The sequence below is a fragment of the Mucilaginibacter sp. McL0603 genome, from assembly GCF_049992945.1.
Classification (GTDB): Bacteria; Bacteroidota; Bacteroidia; order Sphingobacteriales; family Sphingobacteriaceae; genus Mucilaginibacter.
Window position 1 is genome coordinate 4,491,941 of sequence record NZ_CP188251.1, and the last position, 17,321, is coordinate 4,509,261.

Here is a 17,321-nt window from a genome sequence, read left to right on the forward strand (position 1 = left end):
TCCCTTCTGAATGATTTCAATTTTTTCTACTGATTTACCGGGTTATCCGCTTTATGCAAAGTTCCGTTAGTATAATTTAAAGGATTAACTTTTTTTGGATCGCCCTGGTATACCCATATTATATCCCCGATATATTTTCGAAAAGCATCATTTACTTCCTCAACAGTCAGCTTTTTTACATCATTCACTAAGGTAAGCGAGCGGCGCCAGTTGTTAAATAATATCTCGTTTGTCGCCAGCGAGGCTGCCTGTGCACTGTTTGTTTCCTGCCTGTAATAAAACCCTGTGAGGTAGGTTACTTTCATATCGGCCACTTCTTCGGGCTTAAAGCCTTCTGTTTTTACTTTATCTACTAATGTATCAAATACGGCAATGTATTTATCTGGCTGGGTGGTAGAGACTGCAAATTTGGCTACAGATACTGAGCCATAATTAAACCAGGCCTGCGGTGCATATGACAAGCCATTATTAGTACGCACATCAAGGAAATGGCGATTTGCAAATATACGCATGGCCACATTAAAAGCATCAAAATCAGGGGTGCCGGTTATAGGGCCGCTGGTAATGCCTTCCACATAATTAGTCGCCAGGTCTCGGGGTTCGGCTGAGAAGGTATTTTTATAAGCCCTGAAAAATGATTTTTTTAATTCATAAGGTGCCCCTTGTTTTATAGTGCCAAGCAACTGACTCACTTTTTGTTCGATAGTCGTTCTATCCAGGTTCGCAACAACCACTATCAGCATTCGCGATCGTATCAATATGGATTGATAGTAGGCTTTTGCTTCTTCGGGAGTGATCTTTGAAATGATATCGACAGTACCTTCGGGGTCTTTTGCATAATCACGCCCCTCAAAGGCCACCTTGTTAGCAAATTTATCAATGGCTGCATCAGGGCGGCCTTCTGTCTCTTTCAGGTTATTAATAGCATCCTGTTTAATGCGTGCAAATTCTTTTGGGTCAAAACTGGGCAGTGTTATTGCCTCAGCATATAGTGGCCAAACAACATCAAAATCGCTTTTTATGCAATTCATTTTAATAATGGAATAATCCTTGCCGCTATAGCCATAAACATCTGCGCTTACTTTATCCAGTTGATTTTTAAAGCTATTCTTGTCGTGTTTCAGTGTTCCGCATTCACTTAAGGCTGTCATTGCTAATGATTCGATACCGCTTTTATCAGCAGGGTAATTACTCACACCTCCTCTTATCGCAGTTTGTATCTCAACAATATCATTTCCGCTCGGCTGTACTATAACCTTTACCCCATCTACCATCATTTCATAAGCCTGCTGTGCCTTCGCCGATTGCATACCGAATAATGCGGCACCTACAAATAGTATAAATATTTTCTTTTTCATTGTAATTTGGTTAGGTTATTTGGCTGCAAAAAATGTCCCGGCGTTAAGTTGTTTATTTAGCTCCGGATTAATGATCAAACCCGCTACCATTGGTTTACCCGCAATATATTTCTTAACGTATCTGACTATATCCTCCCGGGTTACTTTTTGATAGTTATCATTTGTATCTGTATAATAATTAAGCGAAGTGCTGCACCAGTCATAACTTACCTGACCGGGCAGGCTTGATGGCTTTTCTTTATTATGAATACTGTTTCTTAAAAGAATAGCTTTTGCATCGTTTAACTGTTCATCGGTAAAATAATCAGGGTTGGCAAACTGGCTTACCTGGTTCATTATTTCAGCATAACACTCCTTAAGTTTATTCGGGTTAGGTACAGCAAACATATCTATAGGTCCAACATATTTACAGGTAGTGTAATTAAAAGATACGCCTGATGCTAGTCCTTTATCAACCAATGCCTGCTGTAGTTTAGATGAGTTTAGACCGAGTATGGTCGAAAATACATCAGCAGCTACTGTCGAAGCTGAGTCAGTAAGATAAGAAGGGCCCTGCCACGAAAACATCATATTCGGCGTTTGTGCTATAGTAGTCTCTTTTACAAAATAATCGCTTTTCTCCAACGGTTTGAAAGCTGGTATCGGGTATTTTTGTATTGGATCAAAGCCACTGTTCTCCCAGCTTCCAAAAATATTTTCAGCAAGTGCAAAAGCATCTTCATGCTTTATATCACCGCAAATGGTCAGTAAACTATTATTAGGAAAATAATATCTGTTTTTAATGATCATCATTTTCTCCGGTGTAGCGGTGTTGATCACTTCGTGTATACCAATTGCATTTTTACGTGTGATCAGATCACCCCAGAGATGTTGTTGTACGGCATACCAGAGTTGAAACCCGGGATCACTCTCCCCACGCTGAAACTCACCATCAACCACGGGCCTTTCCTTTTTCATATCTTCTTCGCGATATATCGGGAAACGGATAGCCGCATTCATAAACTGGAGGCCGGCCTTAAGGCTATCTCTGTCGAAGGTGAAAAAATAGTTTACACGTTCAACCCCGGTAGTTCCGTTCCAGAAGGCGCCCAGTTCCTGTGTACGTTTCAGAAACTTTTCCTGGGTAGGATAATCCTTGTTGGCTTTAAAAAACATATGCTCAAACAGGTGTGATAAGCCGCTAAACTCAGGGCCTTCGGTATATGCTCCATTTTTTACGGCAATTTCTATCGTTGCCAGAGGTACCTTACTGTTTTCAATTACCACCACTTCCAGGCCATTGGGTAGCTTTTTCCAATAATATCCTTGTGGAAGCCTTGGCTGCGCTATACTTTGAAATGCTAATAAAAATATAAATGCCGTTAAGAGCCAAAATTTGACACCCTTTGTGATCATACAATGCAGTTTAGATATAAGACTATAAATATATATTATTTACATTACTAAAAGTATTATACTAAAATTACATTTTTAATTCAATTTACAAAAAAAAGAGCTTCGGTATGCCCAAAGCTCTTTTCCTAAGAGGGTTGTAATTTAAGTATTAACTGTATTGAATATTTAAAGTAATAGGCACACTCAAGGCTTTTGATACAATACAATTGGCTTTCGCACCTTCGGCAATCTGTTTAAATGTATCTTCAGAAACACCAGGAATAGCTGCACCTACCAGGTTAAGCTGTATTCCGTTAATTTGCAGGGCAACCATATCGAGATCAAGAATAGCTTCAGTATTTAGATCACCCGGAGTAAAACCTGCCTGGGTTAGAGCCGCACCAACAGCCATAGTAAAACAACCTGCATGTGCAGCAGCTATTAATTCTTCAGGATTAGTGCCAACTCCGTCTGCGAAACGTGTTTTAAACGAATATTGAGTATTGTTCAAAGTGGTGCTTTGGGTAGTGATTTGACCCTGACCATCCATTAATGTACCCTTCCAATGGGCTTTTGCTGTGCGTTTCATGTTTTTATTATTTTAAGTGAATGTATTCTAATGGAATTAAGTTAGTAGTAATACTATATTAAGTTTATAACGATTATACTTAAAAGCATAAAGCTACCATTTTGCGCGTTCATACTGAACCGGCCATTTGATTTCCTGGCCTAATTCATGAGCCGCCCTTAACGGAAAATAAGGATCACGCAGCATTTCACGGGCCAATAGTACGATATCTGCCTGCCCGTTTTGAATAATTTCATTAGCCTGAACAGCTTCGGTAATCAACCCCACTGCTCCGGTTAATATATCCGCTTCTTTACGGATTTTTTCTGCAAACTCTACCTGATATCCTGGTTTCAAAGGAATTTGGGCCAGCACGTTTCCGCCCGATGAACAATCTACCAAATCAACACCAGCGTTTTTCAGCGCTGTTGCCAATTTAACTGAATCATCCGCGGTCCAGCCGCCTTCAGTCCAGTCGCTTGATGATATACGCACGAATAAAGGATTTTCTGCAGGCCATGTTTCTTTAACAGCTGCAACCACCTCTAACAATAAACGGATACGGTTCTCAAATGAACCACCATATTCATCTGTACGGTGATTGCTAAGAGGCGAATAAAATTCATGCAGCAAATAACCATGGGCAGCATGTATTTCTATCACTTTGAAACCTGCTTTTAATACTCTTGCTGCCGCAGCTTTAAAGTCAGCTTTAACTTTTTCAATACCTGCCTTATCAAGTTCCAAAGGCGTTTCCTCATCTGGAGTAAAAGGAACAGCGCTTGGAGCGAATGACTTCCAACCGTTTTCTTTGTCAGAAAGAATTTGTTTACCACCTTCCCATGGCACATTATGGCTTGCCTTGCGACCAGCATGTGCCAGTTGCACACCTGCAACAGCGCCATGTTCATGAATGAAATTTGCTATCTGTTTTAATTTTTCGATGTGTTCTTCTTTCCAGATACCCAGGTCACGGGGACTTATTCTGCCTTCTGCAGATACTGCGGTAGCCTCGGTAATAATTAATGCAGCGCCGCCTACAGCCCTGCTTCCTAAATGGACCAGGTGCCAGTCGTTAGCAAATCCATCAGTGCTTGAATATTCGCACATAGGTGAAACAGCAATGCGGTTTCTTAGTTCAATATTTTTTATTTTCAGAGGGGAGAATAGATGTGGCATATGTAGATTTTATGCAAATATAGATGAACTAACACCTAAGGCAACCACATAGTTTTGTAAAATAAGTCGGGTATTATTTATGTGATATTTGTATGAACCTTTAAGTGATATCTGAGTTATTTATACCAGTGTCAAGTCAACAGTCTTTAGTCGTAAGTCATAAGTCGGATTTTACTATTTATTTTAGTTAGAACTCAAGACTTTAGACTCAGGGCTAAACGTCAAATCTTAATTGACACGACACTAGATGAGCCGTAATTAACACGACTTTTCAGTTCAACAAAAAATTTACTATATATTAGTATAATAATGTTGTACTTAAATTACCGATTCGATTTTGACCACGTACACTACCTTGATCATCTTAAGCGGACTGGTAATTTTTTCGTACCTGTTTGATCTTATTGCCGGGAAAACGAAAATTCCAGCTGTATTACTTCTACTTTTTTTAGGTATCATCATTAAACAGGCGGTGGACTATTTTGGATTCAAAACCTATAATTTTATCAGGATATTACCCACGCTTGGTACCCTGGGGATAATATTGATTGTATTGGAGGGGGCACTTGAACTCAAATACAGTCAGCAAAAAAATGCCATTATCAAAAAGACCTTTTTTTCAGCACTCATTATATTACTGCTCAGTTGTATTTCTGTTACTTTACTGATCGGGTATGTTACCGGCCAGAGCTTTTACCTGTGCTTTGTTAACTCAATTCCTTTTTGTGTGATCAGTTCCGCTATCGCAATTCCATCATCAGCAGGCATTAGCAAAGCCAAGCGGGAGTTTATCATTTATGAATCGTCCTTCTCAGACATACTGGCCATTGTCCTTTTCAATTTTGCTATCAATAATACCAAATTTGATATACCAGCCTTCGCAGGTTTGGGCATTGAGTTACTGATGATATTATTATTCGCCGCAATTTCCTGTGTTTTCCTGTTATATCTGATCGGGCATATCAAACATCACATCAAATTCTTCCTGATAATCTCATTACTAACCCTGGTTTACGCTGTAGGGCAATCTTATCATCTTTCAGCACTTATCGTGGTGTTATCCCTCGGTCTGTTCCTGAATAATGCAGGTAGAATCAGGATACCGTGGTTCCGCAAATATTTTTTATATCCTACATATGCTTTCGATTTAAAGCAACTGCTGCAACTATCGGGAGAAAGCGCATTTGTAATGCGCACATTTTTCTTTGTATTGTTTGGTTTTTCAATGGATGTTTATCAACTACAAAATATATCTATATTGATTAGTGGTGGCGCGATATTGCTAGCCATTTATCTGATCAGATTCCTGTATATTAAATTAGTAGCCAAAATCGACCTGATACCCGAACTTGTATTGGTACCTCGTGGGTTGGTAAGCGTACTACTATATTATAACTTGCCTCAACAGCTAAAAATAAAGGGAGTGGAAACCGGATTGTTATTTGTCGTGATACTGGGCACCAGTATCATCATGAGCCTGGGGCTGCTTGCAAGTAAAAGGCAAGAAACTAACGAGATCAAAACTGATAAAATCTAATCAATCGATCTTATCTTCTCTTTTCACCAGCAGCACTTCATCACCATCAAGCGGTAGGTAACCATATTCATAACAAAAATGATAGATTTTACCGTTCTGCGTTTGATAAGTACGGGTATGATATTCAAAATCAAAACCTTTCGAAGTCATTTTCTTTCGTGTGGTTTTTGTTTTACCTGATGGGTTCAGCTCTTCTATTATTCTGCGGTTGCGGCGCAATATGTTGTTGATGTTACGCACCAGATTGGAGCTATTGCTATTTAATTGGTTATTATAATTGTTACGGCATTGGTCGTTGCAAAACTTTTTATCTGCACGACCGTGCAGTACTTCTCCGCAATCAAGGCAAAGTCTTTCTTCGTTCATATTTAATAAAGGTAGGTAATATATTATTCGTTTGCAAACGCTTACAAATGGAAATTGTCGACTATAAATGATTATTAACCGAATAAATTTTGTGCCGCCCGCCAACTTTGTGTCATTGAATCGATAAAAACTTAAAAATTGAAAAGCACATGAACACGTTAAAAAACAGCGTACGCCTGGTAGGCAACCTGGGTATGGACCCCGAAGTAAAAAGTTTTGATAATAACAAAAAGCTGGCAAAAATAGCCATCGCCACAAATGAAACTTATAAAAATGACAAGGGCGAAAAAATAACAGATACCCAATGGCACAATTTGGTACTGTGGGGCGCACAAGCAAAACTGGCCGAAGATTTACTAAGAAAAGGTGATGAAATTGCTGTAGAAGGAAAATTGGCCAGCAGAAGTTATGTAGATAAAGACGGTAACAAACGCTACGTGACCGAAGTTGTAGTGAACGAGTTTTTGAAGATCGGACTAAAGAAATAATAACCTAGCCTTATCATAATTATACCTAAACCTATCACCGCAGGGGCAGTAATGTGCTGTCTCTGCATTATTTAATTAAAATCCTAAACCTTATATTTGTTATGTACTTAGAAGCAAAAGAAACTGCCAGGCTGTATAAATTGTTATCTGATAAATTAGGTAGCGATACAACTGAAGCCATCTTTAAATACATTGATAATAAAACAGAACGATCTGTGGAAGCAACTATTAAAACATTAGCTACAAAAGATGATCTTGCAAAGGTTAAATATGATCTTAGTAAGGAAATCAGCAATTCAGTTAAGTGGATGTTTATATTCTGGATAGGACAAGTTGGTGCAACTTTGGCTATAGTCTTAGCTTTCTTAAAGAAATAAAAATCGGTGACCGTAGCTAGCAAAAAATCAGCGATAAAAGATGACATTGCTAATGTCCGGAAAGATATCAGGAGTCTCGGACATGATCTTTGCAGAGATATCCGAAATGCCAAAAATGAGTTGATTAGATGGATGTTTATCTTTTGGCTGGCGCAGGTTGAAGTGACTTTTCTTATTTTCCTTTATTTTGTAAAAAAGTAGTTGATACTTTAAGGTGTTGTTACCGCAACAGGCAATATTTTCCCATTAAAAAACTTATGCCCTGTAAGTGCAAAATCGGCAATATATTTACCCATTTCAAAAGCCATTACCGGCGATTCATATCCCGGGAAGGCTTTTTCAAGCATCTCTGTTTGTGCCGAACCCAATGCCAGGCAATTTACTTTGATCTGTTGTTCAACTAATTCTTGTGCCAGGCATTCTGTAAGTGTATGTAAGGCCGCTTTACTGGCAGAGTAAGCCGATAATCCCTGAAATTTTGCGCTACCCTGGAAACCACCCATGCTACCGATATTCAAAATATGCGAACCTGCAGGCATTAACGGTAATAAACTTTGAATGATGCGCACATGGCCGATGAAATTGCTTTGCAGCATTTCCACAAAATCAGTCTCCAATAATTCAGTAAAAGGCTTATTAATTAATATCCCTGCATTGTTGATCAGTATATCCACCTTGCCGTCAAAACGGCTATTGATAAATTGTATCAGATCATGATAGTCATCATGCACGATATCAAAAGCTACCGGGTAAAGCTCGCATTCAGGATTTAGTCCCTGTGCTATTTCAAGTAATCGTCCCAGCTTTTTTTCAGACCGTGCTAAAGCAATCACCTTATGTTTATTGGTAAGTATAAGCTCAAGCACCGCCTCAAAACCTACGCCACTGCTTGCACCTGTTATTATAATATTCATAAACCCCCTAGCCCCCTAAAGGGGGAACATTTTAATTTTTGCTAAGATATTAATTTTCTTAAACCACCAACTTCTGTTCCACCGGATGTTTGATAAGATAAAGCCCATCGTTGATCAGTTTTTTCAGTTCGGGTTCTTTTTTGGCCTTATTTTCAAGGAAGGTTCTGATCTCCGTAGCTAATTTTTTTTCAACTTCTTCATGGTCCAATATTTCCAATATTTCCAACGCACAAAGCCAATCATCATGATGATTTTTTTGAAGCCGCAACCACACATTACCCAAAAAGCCAAAATCACCGCCTGTATGCCTGCGGTCTCTTACCTGCTGATATAACTGATGAAGCTCCCTTGTTCTGGCATCATACTGAACATGATGTGTATTGGTGTTAGATTTATAAACAATCTCTTCATAGGCATCCTTATCTGCAGCGCCACAAAAAACTGATGTGATTATTTCGCCTACCGCCATGTCATAAACACCCCATGAAGGATCGAACAATATTTCACGATTCTCACCTTGTACTGTGCAATCAGTAAATGTGATCAGCAGGTTTTTGCCATCGATAGCCAGCACATGTTTAACAGTTCCGATTACTGTAATTCCGCTTTCGAAATTCAACACCGATTGTTTGCCTGCCTCAACGCCTAAAAGGCTTAATTCGTCAGCAGTCATATCTTCAAGCGCCGTAGCTGCTCCTTTTAATTTTCCTACAGGTGAACCAAATCCATCTTTATGATAATCCTTACCATGACCTTTTAATAGTTTATTGTTGAAAGAAAGAATAGTTAGCCCGGTAGTTTTAATGTATGATGGCTGATTATCCTTAAACTTCTCAAAATCAGAAAATGTGCCTGACACCTGCAAACCTGAACTATACACTGCCGTGCAGGTATTTTTGCTTTCCACTGCTTTTTTTAACCCATATAACCCACCTACCCTGAATGACATCGTATTGGCGAAAGTTTCCAGTACATCAATCAGGTTTTGAAAAGTTGGGGTGACGAACAATTGCGGCTGTGGCTTGGTAATATCATAAGCATACTTAACAGCATCAATGGTATAAGGTATTTTTTTTACATCCGGCTGCATACAGGTTACACTCTCGCCTATAGATGATAGCAAACCTGCTCCGTATATCTTTGGATTTTTTAAAGTACCTATCAAACCGTACTCAACTGTCCACCAATGCAGGCGGCTCAACAGAGCCATTTCAGACGGTTCACCCATATTTTCCTGGCGATGAGCAAGTAAGTCCTCAGCCTTTTTTATCTCGTTAGGATCAGCATCAGGCATTTCTTTTAAGATCGATAAAGCCCTGATCGCTTCATACAATTCAAAGTCCTGTGCCGAAAACATTGCCTTAGCTCCTATCGACCCAAAATAACTCAAATATTCGTGGTAGTCTTTATCCGCAATAATAGGTGCATGCCCGGCTGATTCATGAATAATATCAGGTGCTGGTGTGTATTCAATATGATTTAACTGGCGTATGTCAGCCGCTATTACCAATACCCGGTAGGCCTGGTACTCCATAAAAGCAGCAGGAGGGATAAAGCCATCAACAGTAACTGCACCCCAGCCTATTTTGCCCAGGGCATCGTTCATTTCCTGTAAGTTGGGTATTTTTTCAATGGTCAGTCCTGCTTTTTGCAAGCCCGGTATGTAGGGGTAATAAGCTACATCTTTAAGATAGCTGTAATTCTGACGCATAACATAGCGCCAAACAGCGTGATCAATAGGCGTATAATGTCCGTAATGCTGATTTACGATAAATTGTTTTAAATGACGGGGTAGTGCCGCAACCTGCGGGTTATTAAAATCACTCATTACGTTCAGTAGGTTTACTAAGAGAACGTAAAATTAAGAATTTTGGTTGCTTTTTTGATCTGATAAGTTGGTAATCCGTCTAAATCAATTGCTGATTTTATCAACTGCTTCATCTTCTCCGATTGAAGGCAGCCCTTCTTCCAACCTGCTTGGACGAATTACATAATAAAGTCCGGATAATGCCACGATCAACGATACCAGGTAGAACGATACGCTAAGGAATACCGCCAAACCAACATTCATATTAAATATGGGTGAAAGACGCGCGAAGATAGCTTCACGTGCACCTGCGCCACCAAAAGTAATAGGCACTACCGCAGCTAAGGCGGAAATCAGGAATGACAGCAGGTAAGGCGCAAATTTCCCATGAAAATCTTGCCCCATCAAAAAGCAAAGAATAGCCAATACCTGGAACGACTGTACGATAACTGCTTTAGCATGGCCCTTAAAAAAATGCCTGGTAAAATCCTTGAAAAATATTTTTACTACTATATAGTAAATAGCCGAGCCAACAACGAATATCGCCATTGGAATAGCAATGTGTATTTGCTCCTGAATTTGAGGAATAAACAACGTAAGTGCAACAACGATCAATCCAATAGCCCAAAGGCCGCTCAGGCGGTCGAATGCAATAGCCCAAAATACTCTTTTTGCAGGCAAATTATATCGCTTATGCAGCAGGTAGATTTTATAGCCATCGCCACCTATGCCGCCTGGCAAAAGCAGGTTATAAAATATTCCAAGTGCATAAAGCCTTAGATTGAACCTCGGATCTAAACGTAAATCAATTGATTTGAAAAAGCTAAGCAAGCGCCATGCGGAGGCAATCATAGAGCAGGCATACATCAATATAGCTGCCAGCATCCACCAATAGTTGGCATGCAAAAGCCTGTCTTTAATTTCGCCGATTGGCTGTTTACTAAATACATACCATAACAACACCGAAGTAACTGCGAGCTTTAAAAGTAATTTGGTTACATTCCAAACTTTATGTTTCCAGGTTCGGGGATTGGGGTTATCCTCTACGGTTTCTTCAAATGTTGTCATCGGCTGCAAAAGTAGGTATTTTTTGATTACACCGATTATGTCATAATGATTTCACCGATTGGTTAATGTGTTTATGCCACCGATGATAGAAATTGACAAATCAGTTAATATTTAAATCTTATTTTTGCACAAAAATTAAGGGGAATGGCTAAAGTAAAGGTTGGTTTGGTGCAGATGTCATGCACAGCTGATAAACAGCAGAATTTGCAAAAGGCGATTGTAAAGGTGCGTGAAGCGGCTGCAAAAGGCGCTCAGATTGTTTGCTTGCAGGAGTTATTTACTTCACTGTATTTCTGTGATGTAGAAAATTACGACAATTTTAAGCTGGCCGAAGCTATTCCCGGCCCATCTACAGATGAGCTATCCAAAGTAGCTAAAGAATTAAATGTGGTTATTATAGCCTCGTTGTTTGAAAAGCGTACTCATGGACTTTACCATAATACTACCGCTGTTTTAGATGCTGATGGGTCTTACCTCGGCAAATACCGCAAAATGCATATCCCGGATGATCCCGGCTTTTATGAAAAATTCTACTTTACCCCCGGTGATCTGGGTTATAAAGTATTCAAAACTAAGTATGCTACAATAGGTGTATTGATCTGCTGGGATCAATGGTATCCGGAAGCTGCCCGTATCACTGCACTAATGGGTGCCGAGATATTATTTTATCCTACAGCTATCGGCTGGGCAACCAGCCAGGACGATGCTACCAATACTGAGCAATATAACGCATGGCAAACCATTCAGCGCTCTCATGCAGTGGCCAACGGTGTACACGTAGTAAGCGTTAACCGTGTTGGGCAGGAAGAAGAGTTAAAATTCTGGGGCGGATCATTCTTTTCCAATCCTTTTGGAAGTATCATTCATCAGGCATCACATACTGATGAAGAAGTAATTGTGCAGGAACTTGACCTGTCAAAAACGGACCACTACCGTACGCACTGGCCATTTTTAAGGGACAGAAGAATTGACTCCTATCAGCCCATCACAAAACGCCTGATCGATGAAGATTGATTTTTCTAATTCACCTGCTTCGCAGGGATTTCATTTCCCTGCCGAATGGGCACCACATACCGCTACCTGGCTTAGCTGGCCGCACAAGGAAGAATCATGGCCGGGAAAGATCGACACGATCTATAAGCCTTACTGTGAGTTTATCAAAGCAGTATCCGACGGCGAATTGGTTCGGATTAATGTAGTTAATGAACAAATGGCTGCTTTTGCCAAAGAGCAATTGATGTCTGTTGGTGTCGACCTTAAAAAGATAGAATTCTTTGAATTTCCAACCAATGATGCATGGTGCCGCGATCATGGCCCTGCGTTTCTGATCAATAGCGATACCAAACAAAAAGTAATCGTTGATTGGGGATATAATGCCTGGGGTAATAAATATCCACCATATGATCTGGATGATGTGATCCCGACCAAAATTGCGAAGCATTTTAACCTGCCGGTTTATCATCCCGGTATTGTGATGGAAGGTGGCTCAGTTGATTTTAACGGCAAAGGAACTGTGCTAACCACTACTGCCTGCCTGCTTAACCAAAACCGTAATCCGCATTTAAATCAGCAGCAAATAGAAGCTTATCTGCAAAGCTATTATGGTGTTGAGCAGGTATTATGGCTGGGCGATGGTATTATAGGCGATGATACCGATGGCCACATTGATGATATTACCCGTTTTACAAACGAGGATACCGTGGTTACCGTAGTTGAAGAAAATAAAAACGACGAGAATTACCATATCCTGCAGGAAAATCTCGACACCCTTAAAACCATGCGCCTGCTGAATGGCAAGCAATTGAATATTGTAGAACTGCCTATGCCTGATGCGGTTTACTATGACGGTCAGCGTTTACCTGCCTCTTATGCTAATTTCTATATCAGCAATGCAACTGTGGTAGTGCCTACTTATCGCTCTAAAAATGACGACAAGGCATTGGATATTTTAACCCAATGTTTCCCTAATAGAAAAGTGATTGGCATTGATTCAACAGATATTATCTGGGGATTGGGCAGTTTCCATTGCCTCAGCCAGCAGGAACCTGCTTTATAAATAAACAAAAAGGGTATCACCCTGAGGCACTCGAGGGGTGAGCGCAGGGGCCTTTGCCCACTATGCTTCGAGTGCCTCAGCATGACACCCATTCCTTATCAAAGTTTAAACATCTATTCACCGACCCTTTATCACTCCTCACCGACTTCTTTAAGCATACCACCAACATTTGATTGCCGTATCTGTGCTATCGCTGTAGTTTTGAGTAAGATTTAAAATTCAAAACAATGAAAACGATCATAGAAAACCCCAACATACAACAGCACAAAAACAGGACTACTGTAGGTGCTATTATATTAGTTATCGGTAGCTTATTACTTATCGGTCAGTTTGATCTTGTACCTGATTGGCTTTTTAGCTGGCCAATGATATTGATTGCCGTAGGCGTGTACTCAGGTGTTAAACATCATTTCAGGAAGCCTCTCGCTACGATAATGATCATTTTAGGTATGGCATTTTTATTCACTGAAAACTTTGACAATGCCGACCGTGTAGTTTGGCCAATAGCCATCATTGCAGCAGGTACATGGATGATATTAAGACAACATAAAAAGGCCGATACCAATATCATTGATACCGAATATAAAGACAGCAGCTTTAAGGAGCTATAACATAAACAATACGATTAATAGTGATTATGAGCCGGATGAGTAAAAACTTATCCGGCTTTTTTGTGATGTAAGCTTGCGAGTTTATTTATCAATATAAAACCATGGAATATTTAATGTTCCTCTCTTTAAACTTACATTTATTAAACTCCCCGGAGTTGTTTTTTCATAAATTGAGTAAGAAACAGATATATCTTGAGGCTGTGGTCCGTCTTTCCAGGGGCTTATCGTCAAGTAGTAGTCAGTTCCTTTGCTGTGGCGAAAAAATTTCCCAACAACAGTCGTTTGCAATATTATTGGTTTAGAATTATCAAATGCACAATTAGCTTGCAATGTAGCCCCATATGTATAGATAATCGAAATAATAAGCATAAAGACAACTTGTACTACAACTGACTTTATAGATTTATTTAGTCCGATGGCGATTAACAAGATAAAAATAACGCAACTTCCAAGTATAAAAGGAAGCCAAAAATGATTATATCTGAATATAGAATAATCACCTATAGATTTTATCAGCATAGTAATTACCGGAGTCATAAATCCTAAAACAATCCATGGATAAATACTTCTTTTGCTATCGGATACAAATTTTATCAATCCTTTGCTAAATATCATAACTATAATGCCTGCTAATGGACATAGTATCCCTAAAATCGCAGCCAAATAATTATTCTTTAAAAGAAGAATTATAAACCCTAATGCAAAGCCTACGATATTATAGGCTATAGCAATTTGTTTTGCCCTGCTCAGTTTTTCCGTACGGTCTTCTTCTGTTAATCCTAAGTCCTGATTTTGTAATAGCCTATTTTGTTCATTACTTAAGTCTACAGCATCCAAATCAGTAAAATGTTCCTTCAGCCATTTTACCAATTCATCACTATCTCTTAAATCTATGTAATTATTGATCGTTATTTTGGAATTTAAGGGCGAAACGGGCTCGATGTAAATTACCTTCTGACCAATTCTGCAACCTTCAATTTCTGTAAATAGTAATTCTTTATTAGAAAAAACACTAATTCTTGTTATACTGATATCGGATATAATGACTTTACTCCTAACCTGGTTTACAATTATAATAAAAGCAAAAATCAATAGGAATATTGGTATTAACAACCCAACGGGACCAGCTTTGGAGTTATCAAGGCTGAAAAGAAAAAATGCAAATCCAGCTAAAAAAATAGCTAATGCACTATAAACGATTTTCAGACCCTTAGAAATTGTAAATTCTTGTTCCATCATCATTGTAATAAGGCGGCCACAATATATCACTACTACCTCAAACAATCAATAATCAAAATTTTAACTATACCCATTTCAAACAAATCCACTAAATTGTAGGCTTAATTTAACCAGGCACTCTGATGACTAGATTTTTACAAGCAGTTACGTTCATCTTCGTATTACTAGTTTTTACGCAACTTGCTTTCGCACAAAACAAGATCGTTGTTTTTCAGTCTGATTTTGGGCTTAAAGATGGCGCTGTTTCGGCCATGAAGGGTGTGGCAAACGGAGTCTCAACTGACTTGAAATTGTATGACCTTACCCATGAGATACCTGCCTACAACATTTGGGAAGCCGCTTACCGCCTCGAACAAACAGTAAGGTATTGGCCTGCCGGAACAGTGTTTGTCTCCGTTGTTGACCCGGGCGTTGGTACAACCCGCAAATCTGTCGTGCTAAAAACAAAGTCTGGTCACTATATTGTTACTCCTGATAATGGTACCTTAACCCTGATCGCCGAATCATTAGGTATTGCTGAAATAAGAGAAATTGATGAGGCCGTAAACCGCAGAAAAGACTCACAAAAATCTTATACCTTTCACGGTCGCGATGTATATGCGTATACAGGTGCACGCCTGGCAGCCGGGGTAATTACTTATGAGCAGGTTGGCCCTTTACTGCCAAAAAAAGTAGTGAGCATTCCTTATCAGAAAGCGACTTTAGATGGCAAGGTTTTAAAAGGCAATATCTCCATCCTGGATGTACAATATGGGAACGTCTGGACCAATATCCCGGATTCTCTATTCAACCAATTAAAGCCACATTATGGTGATATCGTACATGTAACCCTTTTATATAAAAACAAGCCTGTATACAAAGGAGATATGCCTTATAGCCAAACATTTGGCGAAGTAGCCGAAGGAAAACCACTGGCCTACTTAAATAGCTTGCTGCAACTATCCTTTGCCTTAAACCAGGGGGATTTCGCAAAGACCAACCACATAGCAAGTGGCAGCGACTGGAGTGTTGAAGTAAGTATAAATTAACAGTAAATACTGCCGCCATAAACAATTTTTAAACTTTAATAATTTTTCACCGACAATTTATCCCCACTTACCGAGATGTTTATTAATATCGCCAATATTTGATAGGTTCGCCCTTAGTATTACTTTAGCTTTGAGATTAGATTTAAAATAGGATAAATAGCATGAGCAACGATATAGATTTTCAAAACAGGCCCCGGAATAATAAGGCTCTCGCGGGGATCATACTACTGGTTGTTGGAGCAGTGTTGCTACTTCATCAACTGGACATGGTTCTTTTTCCCTTCTGGCTCATTAGTTGGCCTATGTTATTAATTGTAATAGGTGCGTACAGTGGGGCTAAACATAATTTCAGAAATTCAGGCTGGCTAATTATGGTACTTGTTGGCATAATTTGGTTGTTAAACTCCGCTTTGCCAGGTCGTGATGTGGGGCGGATCACCTGGCCTCTAATGATCATTATATTTGGTTTATGGCTGATATTAAAACGCAGCAACAGGTGGGACAAAAATAAAGAGCATTGGGATAAATGGGCTTACGGAAATCAAGGGCTTGATCCAAACGTAACATCGGCAGATCCTGTCGACCCCAATACTCCCCCTCAGCCCAATACCGATTTCACCGGCAAAGCAAAACACAGTTATAGCGATGATTACCTGGATGCGGTATCAGTATTTGGCGGGGTTAAAAAAACCATTCTATCTAAAGATTTTAAAGGTGGAGATATAGTAAACATTTTTGGCGGTGCCGAACTTGATCTGACACAGGCCGATATCAGTGGTCGGGTTATACTTGACATCACCCAGATATTCGGTGGTACTAAAATAGTGGTACCGTCTAACTGGCAGGTGGTATCAGATGTTGCTGCAGTATTTGCCAGCGTGGATGATAAAAGGCTGAGAAGCACTGCCGGCGTTGGTAGCGAAAAAATACTGGTACTTAAAGGTGTTTCCATTTTTGCCGGGATAGATATCCGCAGCTATTAATCTTAAAATTTCTTTTGATATGAATTGGTACGTAGCAAAAATAGTGTTCAGGATCATCAGCGGCGATGGTAAGCACCATGCCCAGTTTGATGAGCAACTGCGACTGATAAATGCCAATGACGAGCATCAGGCATTTGAAAAAGCAACCACGATGGGTATCAATAACCAGGAGAGCTTTATGAATAATCAAAGTCAGCCGGTACAATGGAAGTTTATTGATGTAGCCGAGATCAATCCGTTGAATGACCTGTCCGATGGCACCGAATTATACTATCAGATACACGAAGCGCCTGATCCTGAACTTTATATGGCCTGGGCGCATCATAAATCAGCCTTGTTGGGCGTTAGAAATAATTAATCAAAATAAA

Annotated in this window: 18 protein-coding genes; 9 read left to right on the forward strand and 9 right to left on the reverse strand. The window is 39.6% G+C overall.

Annotated elements, in window-relative coordinates; genetic code table 11:
- Nucleotides 1–26: 26 nt before the first annotated feature.
- From ACPPVU_RS20555 to namA, 4 genes are all read right to left on the reverse strand, one after another.
- Nucleotides 27–1,358, reverse strand: coding sequence for a M16 family metallopeptidase (locus ACPPVU_RS20555; protein WP_426668612.1), 1,332 nt, complete (start codon nt 1,356–1,358; stop codon nt 27–29).
- Between the two features lie 15 nt (nt 1,359–1,373).
- On the reverse strand, nt 1,374–2,753 hold the full coding sequence (locus tag ACPPVU_RS20560; protein ID WP_426668613.1) for a M16 family metallopeptidase: 1,380 nt from the start codon (nt 2,751–2,753) through the stop codon (nt 1,374–1,376).
- A 148-nt stretch (nt 2,754–2,901) separates the two neighbouring features.
- Nucleotides 2,902–3,321 carry an OsmC family protein gene (locus tag ACPPVU_RS20565; RefSeq protein ID WP_426668614.1) on the reverse strand — a complete coding sequence of 140 codons (420 nt, stop codon included), beginning with the start codon at nt 3,319–3,321 and terminating at the stop codon, nt 2,902–2,904.
- 93 nt (nt 3,322–3,414) lie between these two features.
- Complete coding sequence (gene namA / locus ACPPVU_RS20570) at nt 3,415–4,479, reverse strand: NADPH dehydrogenase NamA (protein ID WP_426668615.1); 1,065 nt, start codon at nt 4,477–4,479, stop codon at nt 3,415–3,417.
- A gap of 337 nt (nt 4,480–4,816) precedes the next feature.
- Between namA and ACPPVU_RS20575 the strand changes: the two genes are divergently transcribed.
- Nucleotides 4,817–6,016: a cation:proton antiporter gene (locus ACPPVU_RS20575; RefSeq protein ID WP_426668616.1), complete on the forward strand. Its 1,200-nt coding sequence runs from the start codon at nt 4,817–4,819 to the stop codon at nt 6,014–6,016.
- Here the strand turns inward: ACPPVU_RS20575 and ACPPVU_RS20580 are convergent, their stop codons facing one another.
- Nucleotides 6,017–6,382 (reverse strand): hypothetical protein, encoded by a 366-nt coding sequence (locus ACPPVU_RS20580; protein ID WP_426668617.1) that lies wholly within the window; start codon nt 6,380–6,382, stop codon nt 6,017–6,019.
- A 149-nt stretch (nt 6,383–6,531) separates the two neighbouring features.
- On the opposite strand from ACPPVU_RS20580, the gene ACPPVU_RS20585 reads away from it, so the two are divergent.
- Both ACPPVU_RS20585 and ACPPVU_RS20590 read left to right on the forward strand, forming a co-directional pair.
- Nucleotides 6,532–6,870, forward strand: a complete 339-nt coding sequence (locus ACPPVU_RS20585; RefSeq protein ID WP_426668618.1) for a single-stranded DNA-binding protein — start codon at nt 6,532–6,534, stop codon at nt 6,868–6,870.
- Nucleotides 6,871–6,971: 101 nt separating this feature from the next.
- Nucleotides 6,972–7,247 carry a hypothetical protein gene (locus ACPPVU_RS20590; RefSeq protein ID WP_426668619.1) on the forward strand — a complete coding sequence of 92 codons (276 nt, stop codon included), beginning with the start codon at nt 6,972–6,974 and terminating at the stop codon, nt 7,245–7,247.
- 209 nt (nt 7,248–7,456) lie between these two features.
- Here ACPPVU_RS20590 and ACPPVU_RS20595 read toward each other — a convergent pair whose 3' ends face one another.
- The 3 genes from ACPPVU_RS20595 to ACPPVU_RS20605 all read right to left on the reverse strand — a co-directional run bounded on the left by ACPPVU_RS20595 (nt 7,457) and on the right by ACPPVU_RS20605 (nt 11,036).
- Nucleotides 7,457–8,161: an SDR family NAD(P)-dependent oxidoreductase gene (locus ACPPVU_RS20595; RefSeq protein WP_426668620.1), complete on the reverse strand. Its 705-nt coding sequence runs from the start codon at nt 8,159–8,161 to the stop codon at nt 7,457–7,459.
- 58 nt (nt 8,162–8,219) lie between these two features.
- On the reverse strand, nt 8,220–9,989 hold the full coding sequence (locus ACPPVU_RS20600) for an aromatic amino acid hydroxylase (RefSeq protein WP_426668621.1): 1,770 nt from the start codon (nt 9,987–9,989) through the stop codon (nt 8,220–8,222).
- Between the two features lie 84 nt (nt 9,990–10,073).
- The gene (locus ACPPVU_RS20605; RefSeq protein ID WP_426668622.1) at nt 10,074–11,036 is read right to left on the reverse strand and encodes a lysylphosphatidylglycerol synthase transmembrane domain-containing protein; all 963 of its coding nucleotides are present in this window, start codon (nt 11,034–11,036) and stop codon (nt 10,074–10,076) included.
- A gap of 144 nt (nt 11,037–11,180) precedes the next feature.
- Here ACPPVU_RS20605 and ACPPVU_RS20610 point away from each other — a divergent pair, with 144 nt between their 5' ends.
- The 3 genes from ACPPVU_RS20610 (at nt 11,181) to ACPPVU_RS20620 (ending at nt 13,703) form a co-directional block, all read left to right on the forward strand.
- Entirely contained in the window at nt 11,181–12,050 is an 870-nt protein-coding gene (locus tag ACPPVU_RS20610; RefSeq protein ID WP_426668623.1) for a carbon-nitrogen hydrolase, read from the forward strand.
- Nucleotides 12,040–13,092: an agmatine deiminase family protein gene (locus tag ACPPVU_RS20615; protein ID WP_426668624.1), complete on the forward strand. Its 1,053-nt coding sequence runs from the start codon at nt 12,040–12,042 to the stop codon at nt 13,090–13,092. The genes ACPPVU_RS20610 and ACPPVU_RS20615 overlap by 11 nt, the downstream gene beginning before the upstream one ends.
- Before the next feature lie 227 nt (nt 13,093–13,319).
- The gene (locus ACPPVU_RS20620) at nt 13,320–13,703 is read left to right on the forward strand and encodes a LiaF transmembrane domain-containing protein (protein ID WP_426668625.1); all 384 of its coding nucleotides are present in this window, start codon (nt 13,320–13,322) and stop codon (nt 13,701–13,703) included.
- An 81-nt stretch (nt 13,704–13,784) separates the two neighbouring features.
- On the opposite strand, the gene ACPPVU_RS20625 is transcribed toward ACPPVU_RS20620, so the two are convergent.
- Nucleotides 13,785–14,945 (reverse strand): hypothetical protein, encoded by a 1,161-nt coding sequence (locus tag ACPPVU_RS20625; RefSeq protein ID WP_426668626.1) that lies wholly within the window; start codon nt 14,943–14,945, stop codon nt 13,785–13,787.
- A gap of 119 nt (nt 14,946–15,064) precedes the next feature.
- Between ACPPVU_RS20625 and ACPPVU_RS20630 the strand changes: the two genes are divergently transcribed.
- The 3 genes from ACPPVU_RS20630 to ACPPVU_RS20640 all read left to right on the forward strand — a co-directional run bounded on the left by ACPPVU_RS20630 (nt 15,065) and on the right by ACPPVU_RS20640 (nt 17,311).
- Nucleotides 15,065–15,970 (forward strand): SAM hydrolase/SAM-dependent halogenase family protein, encoded by a 906-nt coding sequence (locus ACPPVU_RS20630; RefSeq protein WP_426668627.1) that lies wholly within the window; start codon nt 15,065–15,067, stop codon nt 15,968–15,970.
- 161 nt (nt 15,971–16,131) lie between these two features.
- On the forward strand, nt 16,132–16,953 hold the full coding sequence (locus ACPPVU_RS20635; RefSeq protein WP_426668628.1) for a LiaF transmembrane domain-containing protein: 822 nt from the start codon (nt 16,132–16,134) through the stop codon (nt 16,951–16,953).
- A 19-nt stretch (nt 16,954–16,972) separates the two neighbouring features.
- Nucleotides 16,973–17,311, forward strand: a complete 339-nt coding sequence (locus ACPPVU_RS20640) for a DUF4288 domain-containing protein (protein WP_426668629.1) — start codon at nt 16,973–16,975, stop codon at nt 17,309–17,311.
- The last annotated feature ends 10 nt before the right edge of the window (nt 17,312–17,321 follow it).